Origin of the sequence: Pseudomonas flexibilis (assembly GCF_000806415.1) — a bacterium.
Lineage (GTDB): Bacteria > Pseudomonadota > Gammaproteobacteria > Pseudomonadales > Pseudomonadaceae > Serpens > Serpens flexibilis.
The window spans coordinates 27243-47360 of the sequence record NZ_JTAK01000003.1 but is presented as its reverse complement, the minus strand read 5'-3'; the positions used below and the strand labels follow the sequence as shown (position 1 = coordinate 47360).

Genomic DNA, 20118 nt, shown 5'->3' with positions numbered 1-20118 from the left:
ATGAGTAACATTTGTCTCCCGACCCGGCTGCCGTGTGGCAGTCGGGTTCTTGATCTGGCCCGTCCGCATGTGATGGGCATCCTGAATGTCACCCCTGACTCCTTTTCCGATGGCGGCAGCTACACTGAGCGCGACAAGGCGTTGCGGCACGCCGCGGCGATGGTCGAGGCAGGGGCGACCCTGATTGATGTCGGCGGTGAGTCGACTCGCCCCGGTGCGCGCGCGGTCTCTCCCAGCGAGGAGTTGGAGCGTGTGGCTCCGGTGGTCGAGGTCATTGCTCGCGAGCTGGATGTGGTGATCTCTGTCGACACCTCAACCCCCGCAGTGATGCGTGAATGCGGGCGGCTCGGTGCCGGGCTGATCAACGATGTCCGTTCGCTGCAACGCGATGGTGCGCTGGATGCGGTGGCGGACAGTGCCATGGCGGTCTGTCTGATGCACATGCTCGGCGAGCCCGGCAACATGCAGGACAATCCGTCCTATGGAGACGTTACTCGGGACGTTGAGCAGTTCCTGCGTGAGCGCATGGACGTCTGTCAGTCGGCTGGTATTGCTGCTGAGCGCATTGTTCTGGATCCCGGTTTTGGTTTCGCCAAGAGCCTCGACCACAATCTGGTGCTTTTCAAGCATATGGAAGAATTGCACCAGCTGGGTCGCCCGCTGCTCGTGGGTGTATCTCGCAAGAGCATGATCGGCCAGGTGTTGGGGCGCGACGTCAAGCAGCGCCTTCCCGGCAGTTTGGCGCTGGCGGCGCTGGCGGTGATCAAGGGGGCTCGAATCATCCGCGTTCATGATGTGGCGGAAACGGTCGATGTAGTCAGGATGATTGCAGCAGTCGAAACTGCCGATTGAGGCAGATGGAGTAGAGATGACGAGAAAGTATTTCGGTACCGACGGCATTCGCGGTCGGGTTGGCCAGTTCCCCATTACCCCTGACTTCGTGCTCAAGCTGGGCTGGGCGGCGGGCGTCGCGTTTCGGCGCGAAGGCATCTGCCGGGTACTGATCGGCAAGGACACGCGCATCTCCGGTTACATGTTCGAATCGGCCCTAGAGGCTGGACTGGTGGCCGCCGGTGCCGACGTGATGCTGCTGGGGCCAATGCCGACACCGGCCATTGCCTATCTGACGCGCACCTTCCATGCCGAGGCCGGCATCGTCATCAGTGCCTCGCACAATCCCTATTACGACAACGGCATCAAGTTTTTCTCTGGTCAGGGCACCAAGCTGCCCGACGATATCGAGGCGAAAGTCGAGGCGCTGCTCGACGAGCCGATGATTGTGGCCGAGTCGATCGGCAAGGTGTCGCGCATCAACGACGCCGCTGGCCGCTACATCGAGTTCTGCAAGAGCAGCGTGCCCACCAGCACTCGTTTTGCTGGTCTGAAGCTGGTGGTCGATTGCGCGCACGGTGCGACCTACAAGGTGGCGCCGAGCGTTTTTCGCGAGCTGGGGGCTACGGTGAGCGTGCTCTCGGCGCAGCCGGACGGGCTGAATATCAATGAAGGTTGTGGTTCGACCCATATGGAGTCACTCCAGGCTGAAGTGGTCAGTCAGGGTGCGGACCTTGGTGTTGCTTTCGACGGTGATGGTGACCGGGTGCTGATGGTCGACCACACTGGGCGCGTGGTCGATGGTGACGAGCTGCTGTTCATCATCGCGCGCGACTTGAAGGAGCGCGGCCTGATGGGGGATGGTGGCGTCGTCGGCACCCTGATGAGCAACCTGGGTCTTGAGCTGGCGTTGCGCGACATGCAAATCCCGTTCGCTCGTGCCAAGGTGGGTGACCGCTATGTAATGGCTGAGCTGCAGGAGCGTGGCTGGCAGCTCGGTGGGGAAAATTCAGGGCATATCGTCTGCTGCCGGCACACCACCACCGGAGATGCCATAATTGCCGCCCTGCAGGTCCTGCTGGCGCTCAAGCGGCGTGGCGAAACACTGCAGCAGGCCTGCAGTGGCATTCGCAAATGCCCGCAGGTGCTGGTCAACGTGAAGTTCAACGGCGGCAAGGATCCCGTCGATAATCCCTCAGTGCAGGAGGCATGTGATGAGGTTACCCGTAAGATGGCCGGGCGAGGTCGGGTCTTGCTGCGCAAGTCCGGCACCGAGCCATTGGTTCGCGTCATGGTCGAAGGCGATGACGAGGCCCAGGTGCGGCAGCATGCCGAAGCGCTTGCCAGGGTCGTCGCCGACGCCTGCGCATAAGCGAAATGGTCAGGCAGGTGAATCTATGTGTTTGATTCGCTTGCCTGTATTGAAAGTCTTGGGTAACATCTGCGCCCACTTTGACCGACGAGGTAAAGCATGCGTCGACCACTGGTAGCCGGTAACTGGAAGATGCACGGTACCCGCGCCAGCGTAGCTGAATTGATCAGGGGTCTTCGTCAGCTGGCTTTGCCGGTAGGGGTCGAGATTGCTGTGATTCCGCCCGCGCTGTACGTCACTCAGGTGGTGACTGGGCTCGAGGGGAAGGCGATCGGTGTGGGTGCGCAGAATTGCGCGGTCGAGCCGATGCAAGGTGCGTTGACGGGTGAGATAGCTGCTAGTCAGCTGGCTGACTCCGGGTGTGCCTACGTATTGGTTGGTCACTCCGAACGGCGTCAGATTCTCGGTGAAAGCGAGGCGATGCTGAGCCGAAAGTTTGCCGCTGCGCAGGCCTGTGGTTTGATCCCGATCCTGTGTATCGGTGAGACGCTGGCGCAGCGTGAGGCGGGTAAGACCCTCGAGGTCGTGCAGCGTCAGTTGGGCAGTGTGATTGAGCAGCTGGGTGTCGGTGCATTTGCACGAGCGGTAGTTGCGTATGAGCCGGTCTGGGCAATTGGTACCGGGCTGACGGCAAGTCCTGAGCAGGCTCAGGAAGTGCATGCGTCGATCAGGGCGCAGTTGCGAACCGAAAGTGCCGATGTGGCGCGCGGTGTAAGAATTTTGTATGGCGGCAGTGTGAAGGCTGCCAATGCGGCTGAGCTGTTTGCCATGCCGGATATCGACGGTGGTCTCATTGGTGGGGCCTCTCTGAATGCGGATGAGTTTGGTGCGATCTGTCGTGCCGCGGGAAGCTGAAGATGCTTGAGACTGTCGTGATCGTAGTTCATCTGCTAATGGCACTAGGCCTTGTTGGTCTTGTGCTGCTGCAGCAGGGCAAGGGTGCGGAGGCGGGTGCTTCCTTTGGTGCTGGTGCGTCTGGCACGGTGTTTGGAAGCCAGGGTTCTGCTACCTTTCTGAGTCGCGTTACTGGTATACTCGCCGCGGTTTTTTTCGTGACCAGTCTGGGTCTGGCGTATTTCGCCAGCCAGAAGGCGGAACAGCTCGGTCAGATCGGCTTGCCTGATCCGGCGGTGCTGGAAGTGCCGAAGAAGGTTGTCGAAGAAGATGTTCCTGTTCTTGAGGGGCGTTCGGCTCCGCAGGAAGCGGGTGATGTTCCGGAGGTTCCGGAACGGTAAGGCAAGGTTTTGCCGAGGTGGTGGAATTGGTAGACACGCTACCTTGAGGTGGTAGTGGCCATAGGCTGTAGGGGTTCGAGTCCCCTCCTCGGTACCATATCCAAGAGACCCGCTTCATGCGGGTCTCTTGCGTTCCGGCAGGTGCGATTGACCGTGTTGGGACTCCTGCGTATACTCGTGGCCCAGCTTTGTCGCGGCGTGGCGCCGGGAAGCCGGTCTTCCGTTTTTCCGGAGGGCTGATGGTTCCGGTCTCGCAACCCGCTGTAGCCAAGCCCCTGTCCAGGGGCTTTTTGTTGGCTGCGCAGTCTTCGAGTCATTCGTAAGGAATGGCAAGCATGGATGGGCGTCTCGCCCATTTTTTATTTCACAAGAAAAAAGAGGGGGCTCTCGATGTCGAGCAAGCTAGAACAGTTGCAGGCGATAGTTGCTCCTGTAATAGAAGCCCTTGGCTATGAGTGCTGGGGTATCGAGTTTCTCTCCCAGGGCAAGCATTCCCTGCTGCGAATCTATATTGATCATGCCGATGGCATCTTCATCGAGGACTGCGAAAAGGTCAGTCGTCAGGTGAGCGGTGTACTGGATGTGGAAGATCCGATCAGCAATGAGTACACCCTGGAAGTATCCTCCCCGGGAATGGATCGGCCTTTGTTCACCCTGGAGCAGTTTGCTGCTCATGCCGGAGAGCAGGTCAAGATCAAGTTGCGCGTGCCCTTCGAGGGGCGACGCAATTTCCAGGGTGTCCTGCGCGGGGTCGAGGAACAGGATGTGGTGGTGCTTGTAGACGATCACGAATTCCTCTTGCCGATCGATTCGATCGACAAGGCCAACATCGTTCCCCGTTTTGATTAAGGCACGGATCCCGCGGATCCAATGGATTGCGAAGGCGAGGCGTACATGAGCAAAGAAGTACTGCTGGTGGTTGAGTCGGTATCCAATGAGAAAGGTGTACCGGCTGGTGTGATTTTCGAGGCGCTGGAGCTGGCTCTGGCCACCGCCACCAAGAAGCGCTACGAGGAAGAGGTCGATCTGCGGGTCGCCATCAATCGTCAGAGCGGCAATTATGAAACGTTCCGCTGCTGGACCGTGGTCGCCGATGAGGACCTGGTCAACCCGGCTGCCGAGCTGACCGTCGAGCAGGCGCAGGAGCGCAAGCCTGACGCCAAAGTGGGCGATCTGATCGAGGAGCCCATCGAGTCCATCGAATTTGGTCGCATCGCCGCGCAGACCGCCAAGCAGGTCATCGTACAGAAGGTTCGCGAAGCCGAGCGTGCCCAGGTGGTTGATGCCTACCGTGGCAAGGTCGGCGAGATCGTTTCCGGCACCATCAAGAAGGTGACCCGTGACAGCTGCATCGTGGACTTGGGCAACAATGCCGAAGCCCTGCTGCCGCGCGAGGAAACTATTCCACGCGAGATCTTCCGTGTTGGCGGTCGCGTGCGCGCCCTGCTCAAGGAAATCCGCAGCGAGAACCGCGGCCCGCAGCTGATCCTGTCGCGCACCGATCCAAAGATGCTGATCGAGCTGTTCCGCATCGAGGTGCCGGAAATCGCCGAGGAACTCATCGAGGTCATGGCTGCCTCCCGCGACCCGGGTTCGCGCGCCAAGATCGCCGTGCGCTCCAAGGACAAGCGTATCGACCCGCAGGGCGCCTGCATCGGCATGCGCGGTTCCCGGGTGCAGGCCGTTTCCGGTGAGCTCGGCGGCGAGCGTGTGGACATCGTGCTCTGGGATGAAAATCCGGCCCAATTCGTCATCAACGCGATGTCGCCTGCCGAAGTGGTGGCGATCATTGTCGATGAAGACGCCCACGCCATGGATATTGCCGTGGCGGAAGACAACCTGGCCCAAGCCATCGGCCGCGGGGGTCAGAATGTGCGCCTGGCCAGCCAGCTGACAGGCTGGACCCTCAACGTCATGACCGAGTCGGACATTCAGGCCAAGCAGCAGGCTGAAACCGGCGACATTCTAAAGGCCTTTGTCGATGATCTGGAGGTCGACGAGGAACTGGCCCAGGTGCTGGTCGAAGAAGGCTTCACCAGCCTGGAGGAAATCGCCTACGTACCCATGGAAGAACTGCTGAGCATCGATGGATTCGATGAGGAAATTGTTAACGAGCTGCGTGCCCGCGCCAAGGATCGCCTGCTAACCAGGGCGATCGCGACCGAGGAAAAGCTCGCAGACGTACAGCCGGCCGAAGATTTGCTGTCGCTCGATGGGATGACCAAGGAGCTGGCGGTGGAACTGGCAGTGCGGGGCGTGGCTACCCGCGAAGACCTGGCCGAGCAGTCGATCGACGACCTGCTCGAGATCGACGGCATGGACGAAGAGCGTGCCGGCAAGCTGATCATGGCCGCCCGAGCCCATTGGTTCGAGTAAGCAGTCGCGGCCTGAGGAGAGAGATGCATGACGCAAGTCACGGTGAAAGAACTGGCCGATGTGGTCGCAACACCGGTCGAGCGCCTGCTGCAGCAGATGCGTGAGGCGGGTCTACCGCACACGAGTGCCGAGCAAGTGGTGACCGACAATGAGAAACAGACCCTGTTGAACCACCTGAAGGGGGACGGCTCCAAGGCCGAAGGTCCGCGCAAGATCACCTTGCAGCGCAAGACTACCCAGACCCTGAAGGTGTCTGGCAGCAAGACTATTAGCGTAGAAGTCCGTAAGAAGAAGACCTACGTCAAGCGCAGCCCTGCCGAGATCGAGGCCGAGCAGCAGCGCGAGCTGGAGGCCCAGCGCGCCGCCGAGGAGGCCGCCGCGCGCCAGAAGGCTGAGGAAGCCCGCCGTCAGGCGGAAGAAGAAGCGGCTCGCCAGGCACGCCTGGAAGCGGAAAAGAGGGCCGGTTCTCCGGTGGTCGCACCGACTCCGGCAGCTGCCAAGGCCCCGGCTGCCGTGGCCGTTGCCGCGCCGAGCGAAGAACGCAAGAAGGAAGAGCCGCGCCGCGTCGAGCGTGCCCGCGATGACGACGAGCGTCGTGACCGCAAGGGCGCCCAGCGTCCGTCGCTGAAGGACAAGGGTCCGGCGCCGCGTATCGCGCCGCGCAATGCCGAAGACGAGGGCGAAGCCTTCCGTCGTGGCGGTCGTGGCGGCAAGGGCCGCCTGAAGAAGCGCAACCAGCATGGGTTCCAGAGCCCGAGCGGCCCGGTCGTGCGCGACGTGGCCATCGGCGAAACCATCACGGTGTCCGAACTGGCCCAGCAGATGGCCATCAAGGCCGCCGAAGTCATCAAGTTCATGTTCAAGATGGGCTCGCCCGTCACCATCAACCAGGTGCTCGATCAGGAGACCGCTCAACTGGTCGCCGAGGAATTCGGGCACAAGGTCAAGCTGGTGAGCGACAACGCCCTGGAAGAGCAACTGGCCGAATCCCTGAAGTTCGAGGGCGAGAGCGCGCCGCGCGCACCGGTGGTGACCGTGATGGGTCACGTCGACCACGGCAAGACCTCGCTGCTCGACTACATCCGTCGTACCAAGGTGGCGGTCGGCGAAGCCGGCGGCATTACCCAGCACATCGGCGCCTACCACGTGCAGACCGATCGTGGCATGGTCACCTTCCTGGATACCCCCGGCCACGCCGCGTTCACCGCGATGCGTGCCCGTGGTGCCCAGGCGACCGATATCGTCATCCTGGTGGTGGCGGCGGACGATGGCGTGATGCCGCAGACCCAGGAAGCCGTGCAGCATGCCAAGGCCGCCGGTGTACCGATCGTGGTCGCCATCAACAAGATCGACAAGCCCGAAGCCAATCCGGACAACATCAAGAACGGCCTGGCCGCGCTCGATGTGATTCCGGAAGAGTGGGGCGGCGATGCTCCGTTCATCCCGGTTTCCGCCAAGCTGGGCACCGGTATCGACGATCTGCTGGAAGCCGTGCTGCTGCAGGCCGAAGTGCTTGAGCTCAAGGCCACGCCGTCCGCACCCGGTCGCGGTGTGGTGGTGGAGTCCCGTCTCGACAAGGGCCGTGGCCCGGTGGCCACCGTGCTGGTCCAGGACGGTACCCTGCGTCAGGGCGACGTGGTGCTATGCGGCGTGAACTACGGCCGCGTGCGCGCGATGCTGGACGAGAACGGCAAAAACGTGAAGGAAGCCGGGCCCTCCATCCCGGTGGCGATTCTCGGCCTGGACGGCACGCCGGAAGCCGGTGATGACCTCACCGTGGTGGCCGACGAGAAGAAGGCCCGCGAAGTGGCACTGTTCCGTCAGGGCAAGTTCCGCGAGGTCAAACTGGCTCGCCAGCAGTCCGCCAAGCTCGAGAACATCTTCGAGACCATGGGTCAGGACGAGAAGAAGATGCTCAACATCGTCCTCAAGACCGATGTGCGCGGAACCCTGGAAGCCTTGCAGGGCGCCCTGTCCGAGCTGGGCAACCAGGAAGTTCAGGTGCGCGTGGTCGCCGCCGGTGTCGGTGGTATCACCGAGAGCGATGCCAACCTGGCGCTGGCTTCCAATGCGGTGCTGTTCGGCTTCAACGTGCGTGCCGACGCCGGCGCGCGCAAGATCGTCGAGCAGGAAGGCCTGGATCTGCGCTACTACAACGTCATCTACGACATCATCGAAGACGTCAAGAAGGCGCTGACCGGCATGCTGGGCAGCGAGGTGCGCGAGCACATCCTGGGCATCGCCGAGGTGCGTGATGTGTTCCGCTCGCCGAAGTTTGGTGCGGTAGCCGGTTGCATGGTGGTTGAAGGCATCGTGCACCGTAACCGCCCGATCCGCGTGCTGCGCGAGGATGTGGTGATCTTCGAGGGCGAGCTGGAATCGCTGCGCCGCTTCAAGGACGACGTCGCCGAAGTGCGCGCCGGCATGGAGTGCGGTATCGGCGTGAAGAGCTACAACGACGTCAAGGTCGGCGACAAGATCGAAGTCTTCGAGAAGGTCCAGGTGGCCCGTACGCTGTAAGCGGACACCTGCCGGAAGCTGGAAGCCGTCAGCCGGAGCCGCCCTTGTGGGCGGCGCCGGCTGGGGTTTCCAGCTTTTGGCTTTTAGCGAGTAATGAATGATGGCCAAAGAATATAGCCGTACCCAGCGCATCGGCGACCAGATGCAGCGCGAGCTGGCCCTGTTGATCCCCCGTGAAGTGAAGGACCCGCGCCTGGGTTTCATCACCATCACCGCCGTGGATGTCAGTCGTGACATCGGCCATGCCAAGGTGTTCATCACCCTGATGGGCGACTTCGACGACGAGAAGCTGGCGCTGAACCTGGAGATCCTCAACGATGCCGCCGGCTACCTGCGCATGCTGCTGGGCAAGTCCATGAAGCTGCGTAGCGTGCCGCAACTGCATTTCCACTACGACGCCAGCGTGCGCCGTGGCGCCGAATTGTCGGCGCTGATCGAGCGCGCGGTGGCCGAAGACCGTCGGCACGATCAGGGCGAGGAGTGAGCGTGGCGCAAGTCAAACGTATTCGCCGCGCTGTGCATGGCGTGCTGATCCTCGACAAGCCACGCGGTTTCAGCTCCAACGCCGCGCTGCAGAAGGTGCGTTGGCTGCTCAACGCCGAGAAGGCCGGCCACACTGGCAGCCTCGATCCGCTGGCGACGGGTGTGCTGCCGCTGTGCTTCGGGGAGGCCACCAAGTTCTCCCAATACCTGCTGGATGCCGACAAGGCCTACGAGACCTTGGCCCAGCTTGGCGTCACCACCAGTACCGGCGACGCGGAAGGCGAGGTGCTGGAGCGTCGTGATGTCGCAGTGACCCGCGCCGATATCGAAGCGCTGCTGCCGCGTTTTCGTGGCGATATCCAGCAGGTTCCGCCGATGTATTCGGCCCTGAAGAAGGACGGCCAGCCGCTGTACAAGCTGGCGCGCGCCGGCGAGGTAGTGGAGCGCGAGGCGCGTTCTGTTACTATCTCGCAGCTCGAACTGCTGGCTCTGGATAATGACCAGGCACGCCTGGCCGTCAGCTGCAGCAAGGGCACCTATATTCGTACCCTGGTCGAAGACCTCGGGCAGATGCTCGGTTGCGGCGCGCACGTCGCCGAGCTGCGCAGAACCCAGGCCGGCCCGTTCACGCTGGCCCAGGCGGTGAGCCTGGAAACGCTGGAACAGGCCCACGCAGAAGGCGGCTCCGAGGCGCTGGATCGTTTCCTGCTGCCGGTGGATTGCGGCCTGCAGGACTGGCCGGTGATCCAGTTGACCGAGCACAGCGCCTACTACTGGCTGCACGGACAGCCGGTACGCGCGCCTGGCGCACCGGAGCAGGGGCTGATGCGGGTGCAGGATCATGCGGGACGCTTCATCGGTATCGGTGAGGCGAGCGACGACGGGCGCATCGCCCCGCGTCGACTGATTCGGTCGGAATGACCGTAACGCGCCGCCTCGTGCGGCGCACCCCGAGGGTGGCTGTCAACAGGCACGGTCATGCCTCTATTCATAAACACGGGAAGCGATTCCCGGCCTGTTCACTCAAGGAGCCCATACCATGGCACTGAGCGTTGAAGAAAAAGCCCAGATCGTTAACGAGAACAAGCAGCACGAAGGCGACACCGGTTCCCCCGAAGTGCAGGTTGCTCTGCTGACCGCCAACATCAACAAGCTGCAGGATCACTTCAAGGCCAACGGCAAGGACCACCACTCCCGTCGTGGTCTGATCCGTATGGTTAACCAGCGCCGCAAGCTGCTGGACTACCTGAAGGGTAAGGATGCCACTCGTTACAGCGCCCTGATCGCGCGTCTGGGCCTGCGTCGCTAAGACGTACGCGAGCTGGAAGGCTGGAAGCTGGGGGTGGGGAGTTGGAAGTGGGTTAGCTGTCCCGCTTGCAACTCTCCACTTCCAGCTTTCCGCTTTCTGTACTGGAAGGATCGGGTCCGACTCCCGGCATTCCAACCGATTTCCCCAAGGGCAACACAGAGAAGGAAAACACCGTGAATCCGGTTACCAAGAAATTCCAGTTCGGTCAGTCGACCGTAACGCTCGAAACGGGCCGCATTGCCCGCCAGGCCACCGGCGCCGTACTGGTCAGCATCGATAACGATGTGACCGTGCTGGTCACCGTAGTCGCCGCCAAGCAGGCCGACCCGGGCAAGGACTTCTTCCCGCTGTCCGTGCACTACCAGGAAAAGACCTACGCGGCCGGCAAGATCCCCGGTGGTTTCTTCAAGCGTGAGGCGCGCCCCTCCGAGAAGGAAACCCTGACCTCGCGCCTGATCGACCGTCCGATCCGTCCGCTGTTCCCGGAAGGCTTCATGAACGAAGTGCAGGTCATCTGCACCGTCGTTTCCACCAGCAAGAAGACCGATCCGGACATCGCCGCCATGCTCGGCACCTCCGCCGCGCTGGCCATCTCCGGCATTCCCTTCCAGGGCCCGGTTGGCGCCGCGCGCGTGGCCTTCCACCCGGAAACCGGCTACCTGCTGAACCCGACCTACGAACAGCAGCAGGCTTCCAGCCTGGACATGGTCGTGGCCGGTACCCAGGACGCTGTGCTGATGGTTGAATCGGAAGCCAAGGAGCTGACCGAAGACCAGATGCTGGGCGCCGTGCTGTTCGCCCACCAGGAGTTCCAGACCGCCATCCAGGCCATCAAGGAATTTGCCGCCGAAGCCGGCAAGCCGGCCTGGAACTGGAACGCTCCGGTCGAAAATACTGCGCTGCTGGACGCCATCAAGGCCGAGCTGGGTGATGCCGTTTCTCAGGCCTACACCATCACCGTCAAGCAGGACCGCTATGCCCGCCTCGGCGAGCTGCGCGACCAGGTGGTGGCCAAGCTGGCCGGTGACGAGAACGCCGCCTACACCCCGGCCCAGGTGAAGGAAGCCTTCGGCCTGATCGAGTACCGCACCGTGCGCGAGAACATCGTCAACGGCAAGCCGCGTATCGACGGTCGTGACACCCGCACCGTGCGTCCGCTGAAGATCGAAGTCGGCGTGCTGGACAAGACCCACGGTTCCGCGCTGTTCACCCGCGGTGAAACCCAGGCCCTGGTGGTCGCCACCCTCGGCACCGCCCGCGATGCGCAGATCCTCGACACCCTGGAAGGCGAGAAGAAGGATCCCTTCCTGCTGCACTACAACTTCCCGCCCTACTCGGTGGGTGAGTGCGGCCGCATGGGCGCTACCGGTCGTCGCGAGATCGGTCATGGCCGTCTGGCCCGTCGTGGCGTGCAGGCCATGCTGCCCAGCGCCGACGAGTTCCCCTACACCATCCGCGTGGTGTCCGAGATCACCGAGTCCAACGGCTCCTCCTCGATGGCATCCGTGTGCGGCGCTTCGCTGGCCCTGATGGACGCCGGCGTGCCGATGAAGGCTCCGGTAGCCGGTATCGCCATGGGTCTGGTCAAGGAAGGCGACAAGTTCGCCGTGCTGACCGACATCCTGGGTGATGAAGACCACCTGGGCGACATGGACTTCAAGGTGGCCGGTACCGCCAAGGGCGTCACCGCCCTGCAGATGGACATCAAGATCCAGGGCATCACCGAAGAGATCATGGAGATCGCGCTGAACCAGGCGCTGGAAGCGCGCCTGAACATCCTCGGCCAGATGAACCAGGTGATCTCGCAGTCCCGCAGCGAGTTGTCGGCCAATGCGCCGACCATGATTGCCATGAAGATCGATCCGGACAAGATCCGCGATGTGATCGGCAAGGGCGGCGCGGTCATCCGCGGCATCTGCGAGGAGACCAAGGCCTCCATCGACATCGAGGACGACGGCTCCGTCAAGATCTTCGGCGAGACCAAGGAAGCCGCCGAGGCCGCCAAGCAGCGCGTGCTGGCGATCACCGCCGAGGCCGAGATCGGCAAGATCTACACCGGCCGCGTCGAGCGCATCGTCGACTTCGGCGCCTTCGTCAACATCCTGCCCGGCAAGGACGGCCTGGTGCACATCTCCATGCTGAGCGATCAGCGCGTGGAGAAGGTCACCGACATACTCAAGGAAGGTCAGGAAGTGGAAGTGCTGGTGCTGGACGTGGACAACCGCGGCCGCATCAAGCTGTCCATCAAGGACGTCGCCGCCGCCAAGGCCTCCCAGGTCTAAGCGAAACCGGTACGAAAAGGCCCCGTAAGGGGCCTTTTTCGTTTCCGGACAGAGAAAGCGAGCGAGGCCAATCGGCAGGCTGCTCTGAACTGCGCGAGGGATTGCCGGGTCTACCCCTCCACTGCGGCCGGAGAGTGCCGTGGAGTCCCCTGAAAACACAGGAGTGAACAGCATGAAGAAAGTCCAGACAACGTTGAGCGCCTCCGCGCTGGCCCTGGTTCTCGGCCTCCCTCTCGTACCCGCCTGGGCAGACCAGCCCATGGCAGGTGTCCTGCTGGCGGCCGGCGAGTCGACCATGGACGAAGCGGGTGATGCGGTGTCCGACACCTGGATTACCACTAAGGTCAAATCCGCCCTGCTGGTGGATGACAGCACCCCTGGCATGGATATCGAAGTGGAGACCAAGGATGGCGTGGTCTCGCTGACCGGCACGGTGGCCACCGAGGCCGAGCGCGAGATGGCCATTACCAAGGCCAAGGAGATCAAGGGCGTGCGCGAGGTCATGGCGGATGGGCTGAAAACCATGGACTGAGCCCGCCATGCGGAAAGCCCGAAGCCGCCGTCCAGGCGGCTTCGGCGTTTACAGGTTGCGTTCGCTACGGATGTCCCGCAACCGTCCCCCTTCGAAGCGCAGGATGTGGTACATGCCGTTGCGTGGCCCGTAGATCCATTCCTCGACACCCACGTCGTAGCGCAGGCCGTATTCGTCACGTTGAAGCTTGAGGCCCAGCTGGGACTGATTCACCGGCTCGCCGCACTTGCGCAGTACCTCCCAGGCCGAGTCGCCCAGGCTGATCAGCTCGCTGCCGCAACGCAGCGTCGAGGATGCCTGCGCCAGGGACGCGAGTAACAACAGGGCGGCGAGCAGCGTTGTTTTCATCATCACTGACTGTCCAGATGCAAGGGTGTCTCCACGCTGCCAGTGGTGCCGACCGTGACCAGCGCACTGTCCAGCAGATAGATGCGTTTATCTTCGAGTCCGCCCTGATCCACCAGATACGCCTTGATGCCGGCCGCACGTTCCTGGGCCAGGCGGCGCAGGGCCGTGGGATTGTCGCTCCAGCGTGCCAGCAGGGCTTGGCGCATGTTGTCGTGGACCTGCTCGTCCGCAAGCTCAGCCCAGCCGGCGGGAGGTTGCCCCAGCTGGCTGCGGTAGATGGCCTGCAGCAAGGAATCACTCAGGTCCTCGTCGATCTCCAGATCGTCTGGGGTGGCGGGTACCGGCTGACCGCGGCGCTGCAAGCTGTTGTACCAGAGTTGCCGGTACTCACGCTGCAGGCGCCGCTCGGCCAGCAGTGGGCCATCGGCGCTCACCGCGCTGGCGCCTTCCACCTCCAGTCGTAACTGCGGCCGCTGCCTGAGCGCCGCCGCCAGGGTGTCCAGGCGCTGGCGAGCGGCATCGCCCAGTACGCTGCTGCCGGGCTCGAAGGGAACACGGTCGAGGTCCTCATCGCTGCCGCCCACCAGCCCGGCGACGAACTTGAAGGGCGCCTGCACAGCCCGCAGCACCAGATTGCGCAACGTCTGCCAGATGATCGGCATGACGCTGAACTGCGGGTCGTTGAGGTCACCCTGCACCGGCAGTGCAATGTCGATGTTGCCCTTGGTGTCCTTGAGCAGCGCCACGGCCAGGCGCACCGGCAGATCCACCGCGTCGTCGCTGTCGACCCGCTCGCCCAGCTGCAGGTTCTCCAGCAGTACATGGTTCTCGGCATTCAGCCGGCCCTCGTCGATGCGGTAGTGCAGATCCAGGTTGAGACGGCCGCGCCGGATGCGGTAGCCGGCGAACTTGCCGGAGTAGGGTGTCAGGGTGGTCAGCTCCACCTGTTTGAAAACGGTGGCGATATCCAGGCTGTGCAGCGGGTCGAACGGCGTCAGTCGGCCCTTGATGGTGACCGGCGCGTAGCGATCGACCTTGCCGGTGATGTCCACGCTGGCGGCCTGCTTGCTCCGGTTGTCGAGGGTGCCGATACGGCCGTTGAGTTGCTGGATGGCTGTGGCGAAGTTCGGTCGCAGGCTGAAGTCGGCAAAGTTGGCCGAGCCGTCGCGAATCGCGATGCCGCCGACGTGGATACCCAGAGGGGGTTCATTGGCGGAGGTGGCCTCGCCGGCTTCGGCCGTCGTGGGCTGCTCGACAATCAGTTCATTGAGGTTGGTGCTGAGGTCTTCCTGGATAATCAGCCGTGCGTAGGGCTGCTCCAGTTCGATGCCCTCGATGTGCAACTGCTCGCCGTGCCGGTAGTCCAGCCCGTCCAGGCGCAGCGCCTGCCATTTGAGAAGGTCGCGGTGACGCAGGGTGTCACGGGTATGCAGACCTTGTACGCTGGCCTGCCCCCTGACCTGCAGTGCCAGCTGTTCGCCGTGGGCGACCTGCACATCCAGGTTGCCTGCCAGCTCACCGCCGAGAAGTTCAAGACGTACATACGGCGAGAGGTAGGCCTGGGCGACGCGCAGATCGATGGCCTGCAGCGTCACCGCCAGCTGGGCGGCGAGCGGCTGCAACCCGGCCTCGCCCTCGGCGTGCACGCGTCCCTGCTCGCCGAGGCCGCTGTCCAGGCGCAGCTGGAAAGGCGCCTGTCCCGAGCTGTCGAACTGGCGTACGTCCAGGTCCAGCGGGCCGACCAGCAGTTCAACGGGTTGTTCCGTGGCGCGATCGGTCAGGTGGGCGCGGTAGCCGCGCAGTTGGGCGTCATTCAGCAGGATCTGCCAGGGCCTGCCCTCCGTGGTCGGGGCTTGCTCTGTTGCGCCGCCGTCCGCCTTGAGCAGGCGCAGCCAGTCGATTTCCCCGTCCGCTTCACGGGCGGCCCAGGTTTCCAGCCCGGCGCTGCGCAGCTGGCCGATTTCCAGCCGTTGCGCGGCCAGGTCCAGACTGGCTTGCTGGATGTCCAGATGCTCGAGGTTCAGGCGAGGTTGGCCGTCGAGGTCCTGAACCGCAAAGGGCGCCAGGCGCAGGCGGCCATTGGCCAGGGTGAGTTGCGTTCCCTCCGCCAGGTCGAGGCGGTAATCGGCGGCGGCGTTGAGCACGCCGTCACGCAGCGACACCGCGATGTTTTCCTGCACATAGGGCCAGATGCTAGCCAGGCGCAGATCCTTCAGTTCCAGATGGCCGCTGGAGCGGAAGGGCAGCAGATGCAGCTGGCCGCGCCAGTGGAGCGTGCCGCCCGCCGGCCCCTGTGCCACGAACTGAGCTTCGGCTTCATCATCGGAGCGGGTGCGCAGGTTGTGCAGCTCCAGATCGAGCGGGTCGTAGGTGAAGTCGACGGTTTCGCCAGGGCGTCGATCCTGGAAATGCACCAGACCGCGCTCCAGCAGCAGGCGATCGATGCGCAGCGGGAAGGGGCGGCTCGGTTCCGCGTTCACCGGCTTGGGGCTTTCCTCGCTGGCTGGAAAGGCGAAGAGCCGGCTGAGGTTGAGCTTCCCTTCAGCGTCGAACAGCACTTCCGTGTGCGGGCGGACCAAGCGCACCTCGGCCAGATGCAGGGTGCGCTGCCACAGGCTGCGCCATTCCAGGTCGACATGCAGGAGCTCGAAGGCCAGCTGCGGGGTTTCGGTATCGCCGATGCGCAGGTGGTAAAGGTCCAGCGTCAGGCGGAACGGGTTGAACTCCAGGCGCTCCAGGCGCGCCGGTTCGGTGGCATAGAGGGCCAGCTGCTGATTGACGATGCGCAGCGCCACCCCGGGCACGATGAAGAAGCCGATCAGCGCATAGAACGCCAGGAAGATGGCCAGGCCGCGAGCCAGGCGCAGGGGCAGGTTCGACATGAGGGTTCCGCCAGCTTTGACGGCGCCAAGTATGGCAGCTGAATGCGGGTCTGCCCGGGAACTCAGAGCCTCAGGATCAGCGTCTTCAGCGGCGGGTCCCCGGCGAGCGAGGGAAAATCACTGGCCGGGGGCAGGTACTGGCAGTCGCGCACCGGTCGGCCGGCTTTTTCGGCGCAGCGCAGCACCAGGCTGCGCCACTCGTCCAGCGGCACCTTGGCCAGGTTGTTGTTGCACACCAGCGTGCCGCCGTCGGCGGTCACCTGCAGGGCCGGCTTGAGCAGGCTCTGATAGTCGCGCAGCAGATCGACGGTGCCAAACGGGCTCTTCGCCCAGGCCGGAGGGTCGAGGAACACCAGGTCGAACTGCCGCGCCTCAAGGTGCGGGTAGACCGGCAGGCGCTGACCGCGGCGATGGGCGACGGGCTGCCCGGCCAGTTGACGGATGGCCGGGAAGTAGTCGGACTGCACGAAGCGCATGGTCGGTAGTTGCGGATTGAGTGCGGCATTCTCGCGACCGACGGCCAGGTTGCCGGCGGCGAAGTCCAGGTTCCACACCTCCGAGGCACCGCCAGCTGCCCCGCACAGGCCGACGCCGCAGGTGTAGGCGAACAGGTTGAGCATGGACAACCCCTGGCTGTTGGCTTTCACCCAGCCGCGGGCGTTGCGCAGGTCGAGAAACAGCAGCGGATCCTGTCCGGCATGCCGGCCACGCACCCGGTAGTTCAGTCCCCATTCATGTCCCACCTGCTCGGCGACGGCGTCCGCATCGGGGCGGTACGCTCCGCGATCGACCCGCGAGTTGCCGCGCGCGCGATCGTTGTATACCGGCAGCAGCGGATGCCCGAAGAAGGCCTCGACTTCGGCGACCAGCAGGGGCAGCTGTTGCGGATCCAGTGATTCGTGAAAGCTCTGGATCAGCAGCTGCGGGCCGTAGCGGTCCAGCGTGAGGCCGGGCGCGCCTTCCTGGCTGCCATGGAACAGCCGATAGCAGTCGGTACCTTGGCCATGCAGGCGCTCGATCAGTTCGCGGCGGGAGGCGAGGGCGGCGCGCAGCGCCTGTTGCAGAGCAGGCATGCGAAGCTACTCGGGAGGGACGGGGAGAGGCGGCGATTCTAACGGAAATCGCCCGCGACCAGCAGAACCCCCTTGTTCGTGGGTATGGTCCCGCCCGCTCCGCGGCGGGGCTGGCAGGGTGGTCAACGCAACACGTGGGCCACCTCGGCGGCCGGCGCACGTGCCCGGGATCGCAGCGATATGCCGAGCACGTTCTCGAAACCTAGCCGCCCGGCGGCATGCCCATGCGGCGCCGGGCACGGTGGATTGAGCCGTTGCGCACCGCCCAGCGCAGCACGGGCGCACTGTGGCGCACCGCCGTGCGGATCAGCTGGCGGCGTGGTGCCGCCAGGTGAAAGCCCAGCAGGTGAGTCGCCCAGTCGGGCAGCAGCTCGATGCCGGCCTGCAGCATCAGGCTGCCGAAGGGACGGGTCAGGGTGCTCGGGGCTGGCGCATCGAGCAGGGCATCCAGCACCTCCCGGCAGCGCCAGTCGCAAAGCAGTTCCGCCTGCATCGCCCGGAAGTAGTCGGCCACCTGCTGGCGTGAGCGCGGAATGTCGCGGGCACCGAGCAGTTCGCCGACCAGGGCGATCTCGGCGTAGTAGCGGTCCTGCTCGGCGCCGCTCAGATGGGGGTTGCGATAACGCAGGTGCGATTGCAGGAAGCTGTACACCTCGGCCACGTGCACCCAGGTGAGCAGGTGCGGATCGTTGGCCGCGTAGGGTCGGCCATCCGGCGCGATGCCGCTGACCCGGTCATGGATGGCGCACACCCGGGCGATCAGCCGTTCGGCATCGGCGCGGCTGGCGAAGGTGGTGCCGGCGATGAACTGGCCGGTGCGGCGCAGGCGGCCCAGCATGTCCTGGCGGAAGTTGGAATGCTCCCAGACCCCGGCCAGGGCCAGCGGATGCAGCATCTGGATCATCAGCGCGGAGATGCCGCCGATCAGCATCGAGGTGAAGTCGCTGTGTACTCGCCAGCACACCGAGTCCGGGCCGAACAGGCCGGGATCCCCCTTGGGGTGTTCCATGTCGACGCCGGAGAGGGTAAGCCCACTCAGGCTGAGCACATGGCGCTCGATGCGCTGGCGCAGGAATTCCATCGTGGTCGCCTCATGCTCTTGGGGGCCGGTGGACCTCCGGCCTACCCATTACCGCTAGCCGCGATGGCGGCTGCGGAAGAAGTCGATCAGTCCGCGGGTCGAGCCATCCTCGTCGCTGGCCGGGCGCTGGCCGGTGAGGCTGTCGTAGACGTTGCGGCCCAGTTCCTTGCCGAGCTCAACCCCCCACTGATCGAAGGCGTTGATGCCCCAGATGGCGCTCTGCACGAAGACCTTGTGCTCATAGAGCGCCACCAGGGCGCCCAGCCGGCGCGGGTCGATGTGCTCGATCACCAGGGTGTTGCTGGGGCGGTTGCCGGGGATGACCTTGTGCGGCGCCAGGCGCTGCACCTCGGCCTCGGCCAGGCCCTTGGCGCGCAGCTCCGCCTCGGCTTCCGCGCGGGTCTTGCCGAGCATCAGCGCCTGGCTCTGCGACAGGCAGTTGGCGTACAGCCACTGGTGGTGGTCACCCAGCGGGTTGTAGCTGACCACCGGGACGATGAAGTCGGCGGGAATGAACTGGGTGCCCTGGTGCAGCAGCTGGTGATAGGCGTGCTGGCCGTTGCAGCCGACGCCGCCCCAGACCACCGCGCCAGTGTCGCAGGGCGCCGGGCGGCCATCCTGCAGCACGCTCTTGCCGTTGGATTCCATGTCCAGCTGCTGCAGGTGTTTCACGAAGTTGCGCAGGTAGTGGTCGTAGGGCAGGAACGCATGACTGCGCGCGCCCCAGAAGTTCTGGTACCAGACGCCGAGCATGGCCAGCAGCACCGGCATGTTGCGCTCGAACGGCGCGTCGCGCAGATGGCGGTCCATGCTGTAGGCGCCGGTGAGCAGCTCCTTGAAGTTGGCCATGCCGATGGCCAGCGCGGTGGGCAGGCCGATGGCCGACCACAGCGAGTAGCGGCCGCCGACCCAGTCCCACATGGGGAAGATGTTCTCTTCGCGGATGCCGAAGTCGATGGCCGCCTGGCGATTGCTGGTGACGGCGATGAAGTGCCGATACAGCTTGCCCTCGCAGCCGCCGCTGGCCAGGTACCACTCGCGGGCGGCGAGGGCGTTCTTCAGGGTTTCCAGGGTGCTGAACGACTTGCTGGAGACGATGAACAGGGTAGTTTCGGCGTTCAGCCGCGCGGTCAGCTCGCGGAACTCGCTGCCGTCGATATTGGCCAGGTAGTGGCAGCGCACGCCGCGCTGGCGGAACGGCAACAGCGCCTCGGAGACCAACTCGGGACCCAGGTAGGAGCCGCCGATGCCGATGTTCACCACGTCGGTGATGCTCTTCTCGCTGTAGCCGCGCCACAGGCTGCTGTGAATGCGGCCGACCAGGTCGGTCATCTGCCCCAGCACCCGGTGCACCTCGGGCATCACGTCCTGGCCGTTGACCAGCACCTGCTCCCCAACCGGGCGGCGCAGGGCGGTGTGCAGCGCCGGGCGCCCCTCGGAGGCGTTCACCGGCTTGCCATCCAGCAGGGCCTCGATGGACGGCTGCAGACCTGCCTCGCGGGCCAGGCGCATCAGCAGCGCGATGGTCTGCTCGTTGACCAGATTCTTCGAGTAGTCGAGGAACAGCCCGCAGCTGTCCATGGAAAAGCTGGCAAAGCGCTTGGGATCCTCGGCGAACGCCTGGCGCAGGCTGAAGTCCCGCATGGTCTGGCGATGCTCGGCGAGCTGTTGCCAGGCGGGCAGGAGGGTGATGTCGTGCGGGGTCTGGTAGTACGGCAGCATGTCGTCCGGGTTCCTGGGGCGATGCCGCGAAGGCTGTGGCGCGGCGGGGCAAGTCCTGCGCGTAGGCGCGCT

General features: G+C 64.1%; 17 protein-coding genes and 1 tRNA gene. 13 read left to right on the top strand and 5 right to left on the bottom strand.

All coding sequences use genetic code 11. The features are described 5' to 3' along the window. The 13 genes from folP to PT85_RS08145 all read left to right on the top strand — a co-directional run bounded on the left by folP (position 1) and on the right by PT85_RS08145 (position 12940). Positions 1 to 852, top strand: coding sequence for a dihydropteroate synthase (folP, locus tag PT85_RS08205; protein ID WP_039606413.1), 852 nt, complete (start codon positions 1 to 3; stop codon positions 850 to 852). A 16-nt stretch (positions 853 to 868) separates the two neighbouring features. Beyond that, entirely contained in the window at positions 869 to 2203 is a 1335-nt protein-coding gene (gene glmM, locus PT85_RS08200; protein ID WP_027588987.1) for a phosphoglucosamine mutase, read from the top strand. A gap of 99 nt (positions 2204 to 2302) precedes the next feature. Further along, positions 2303 to 3058 (top strand): triose-phosphate isomerase, encoded by a 756-nt coding sequence (gene tpiA / locus PT85_RS08195; protein WP_027588986.1) that lies wholly within the window; start codon positions 2303 to 2305, stop codon positions 3056 to 3058. A 2-nt stretch (positions 3059 to 3060) separates the two neighbouring features. Further along, on the top strand, positions 3061 to 3438 hold the full coding sequence (secG, locus tag PT85_RS08190; protein WP_027588985.1) for a preprotein translocase subunit SecG: 378 nt from the start codon (positions 3061 to 3063) through the stop codon (positions 3436 to 3438). 11 nt (positions 3439 to 3449) lie between these two features. Then, positions 3450 to 3535 (top strand) — tRNA-Leu (locus tag PT85_RS08185). A gap of 293 nt (positions 3536 to 3828) precedes the next feature. Further along, positions 3829 to 4287: a ribosome maturation factor RimP gene (rimP, locus tag PT85_RS08180; RefSeq protein WP_027588984.1), complete on the top strand. Its 459-nt coding sequence runs from the start codon at positions 3829 to 3831 to the stop codon at positions 4285 to 4287. Positions 4288 to 4332: 45 nt separating this feature from the next. Next, positions 4333 to 5814, top strand: coding sequence for a transcription termination factor NusA (gene nusA, locus PT85_RS08175; protein WP_027588983.1), 1482 nt, complete (start codon positions 4333 to 4335; stop codon positions 5812 to 5814). Positions 5815 to 5841: 27 nt separating this feature from the next. After that, complete coding sequence (gene infB, locus PT85_RS08170) at positions 5842 to 8334, top strand: translation initiation factor IF-2 (RefSeq protein ID WP_027588982.1); 2493 nt, start codon at positions 5842 to 5844, stop codon at positions 8332 to 8334. 100 nt (positions 8335 to 8434) lie between these two features. Next, positions 8435 to 8818: a 30S ribosome-binding factor RbfA gene (gene rbfA, locus PT85_RS08165; protein WP_027588981.1), complete on the top strand. Its 384-nt coding sequence runs from the start codon at positions 8435 to 8437 to the stop codon at positions 8816 to 8818. 2 nt (positions 8819 to 8820) lie between these two features. Then, positions 8821 to 9738, top strand: a complete 918-nt coding sequence (gene truB, locus PT85_RS08160) for a tRNA pseudouridine(55) synthase TruB (RefSeq protein WP_027588980.1) — start codon at positions 8821 to 8823, stop codon at positions 9736 to 9738. A 118-nt stretch (positions 9739 to 9856) separates the two neighbouring features. Continuing rightward, entirely contained in the window at positions 9857 to 10126 is a 270-nt protein-coding gene (gene rpsO, locus PT85_RS08155) for a 30S ribosomal protein S15 (RefSeq protein WP_027588979.1), read from the top strand. A 173-nt stretch (positions 10127 to 10299) separates the two neighbouring features. Continuing rightward, positions 10300 to 12408, top strand: coding sequence for a polyribonucleotide nucleotidyltransferase (pnp, locus tag PT85_RS08150; protein ID WP_027588978.1), 2109 nt, complete (start codon positions 10300 to 10302; stop codon positions 12406 to 12408). Positions 12409 to 12580: 172 nt separating this feature from the next. After that, positions 12581 to 12940, top strand: coding sequence for a BON domain-containing protein (locus tag PT85_RS08145; protein ID WP_027588977.1), 360 nt, complete (start codon positions 12581 to 12583; stop codon positions 12938 to 12940). Between the two features lie 48 nt (positions 12941 to 12988). On the opposite strand, the gene PT85_RS08140 is transcribed toward PT85_RS08145, so the two are convergent. The 5 genes from PT85_RS08140 to pgi all read right to left on the bottom strand — a co-directional run bounded on the left by PT85_RS08140 (position 12989) and on the right by pgi (position 20043). Then, the gene (locus PT85_RS08140) at positions 12989 to 13291 is read right to left on the bottom strand and encodes a DUF2845 domain-containing protein (RefSeq protein WP_027588976.1); all 303 of its coding nucleotides are present in this window, start codon (positions 13289 to 13291) and stop codon (positions 12989 to 12991) included. Continuing rightward, positions 13291 to 16170, bottom strand: coding sequence for a DUF748 domain-containing protein (locus PT85_RS08135; RefSeq protein ID WP_039606412.1), 2880 nt, complete (start codon positions 16168 to 16170; stop codon positions 13291 to 13293). Before PT85_RS08135 ends, PT85_RS08140 begins: the two co-directional genes overlap by 1 nt. A gap of 62 nt (positions 16171 to 16232) precedes the next feature. Further along, positions 16233 to 17243 (bottom strand): class I SAM-dependent rRNA methyltransferase, encoded by a 1011-nt coding sequence (locus PT85_RS08130; RefSeq protein ID WP_039606411.1) that lies wholly within the window; start codon positions 17241 to 17243, stop codon positions 16233 to 16235. Between the two features lie 202 nt (positions 17244 to 17445). Further along, a complete protein-coding gene (locus tag PT85_RS08125) occupies positions 17446 to 18324 on the bottom strand; it encodes an oxygenase MpaB family protein (RefSeq protein ID WP_039606410.1) in 879 nt (292 codons plus the stop codon). 54 nt (positions 18325 to 18378) lie between these two features. Beyond that, the gene (gene pgi, locus PT85_RS08120) at positions 18379 to 20043 is read right to left on the bottom strand and encodes a glucose-6-phosphate isomerase (protein ID WP_039606493.1); all 1665 of its coding nucleotides are present in this window, start codon (positions 20041 to 20043) and stop codon (positions 18379 to 18381) included. Between the last annotated feature and the right edge of the window lie 75 nt (positions 20044 to 20118).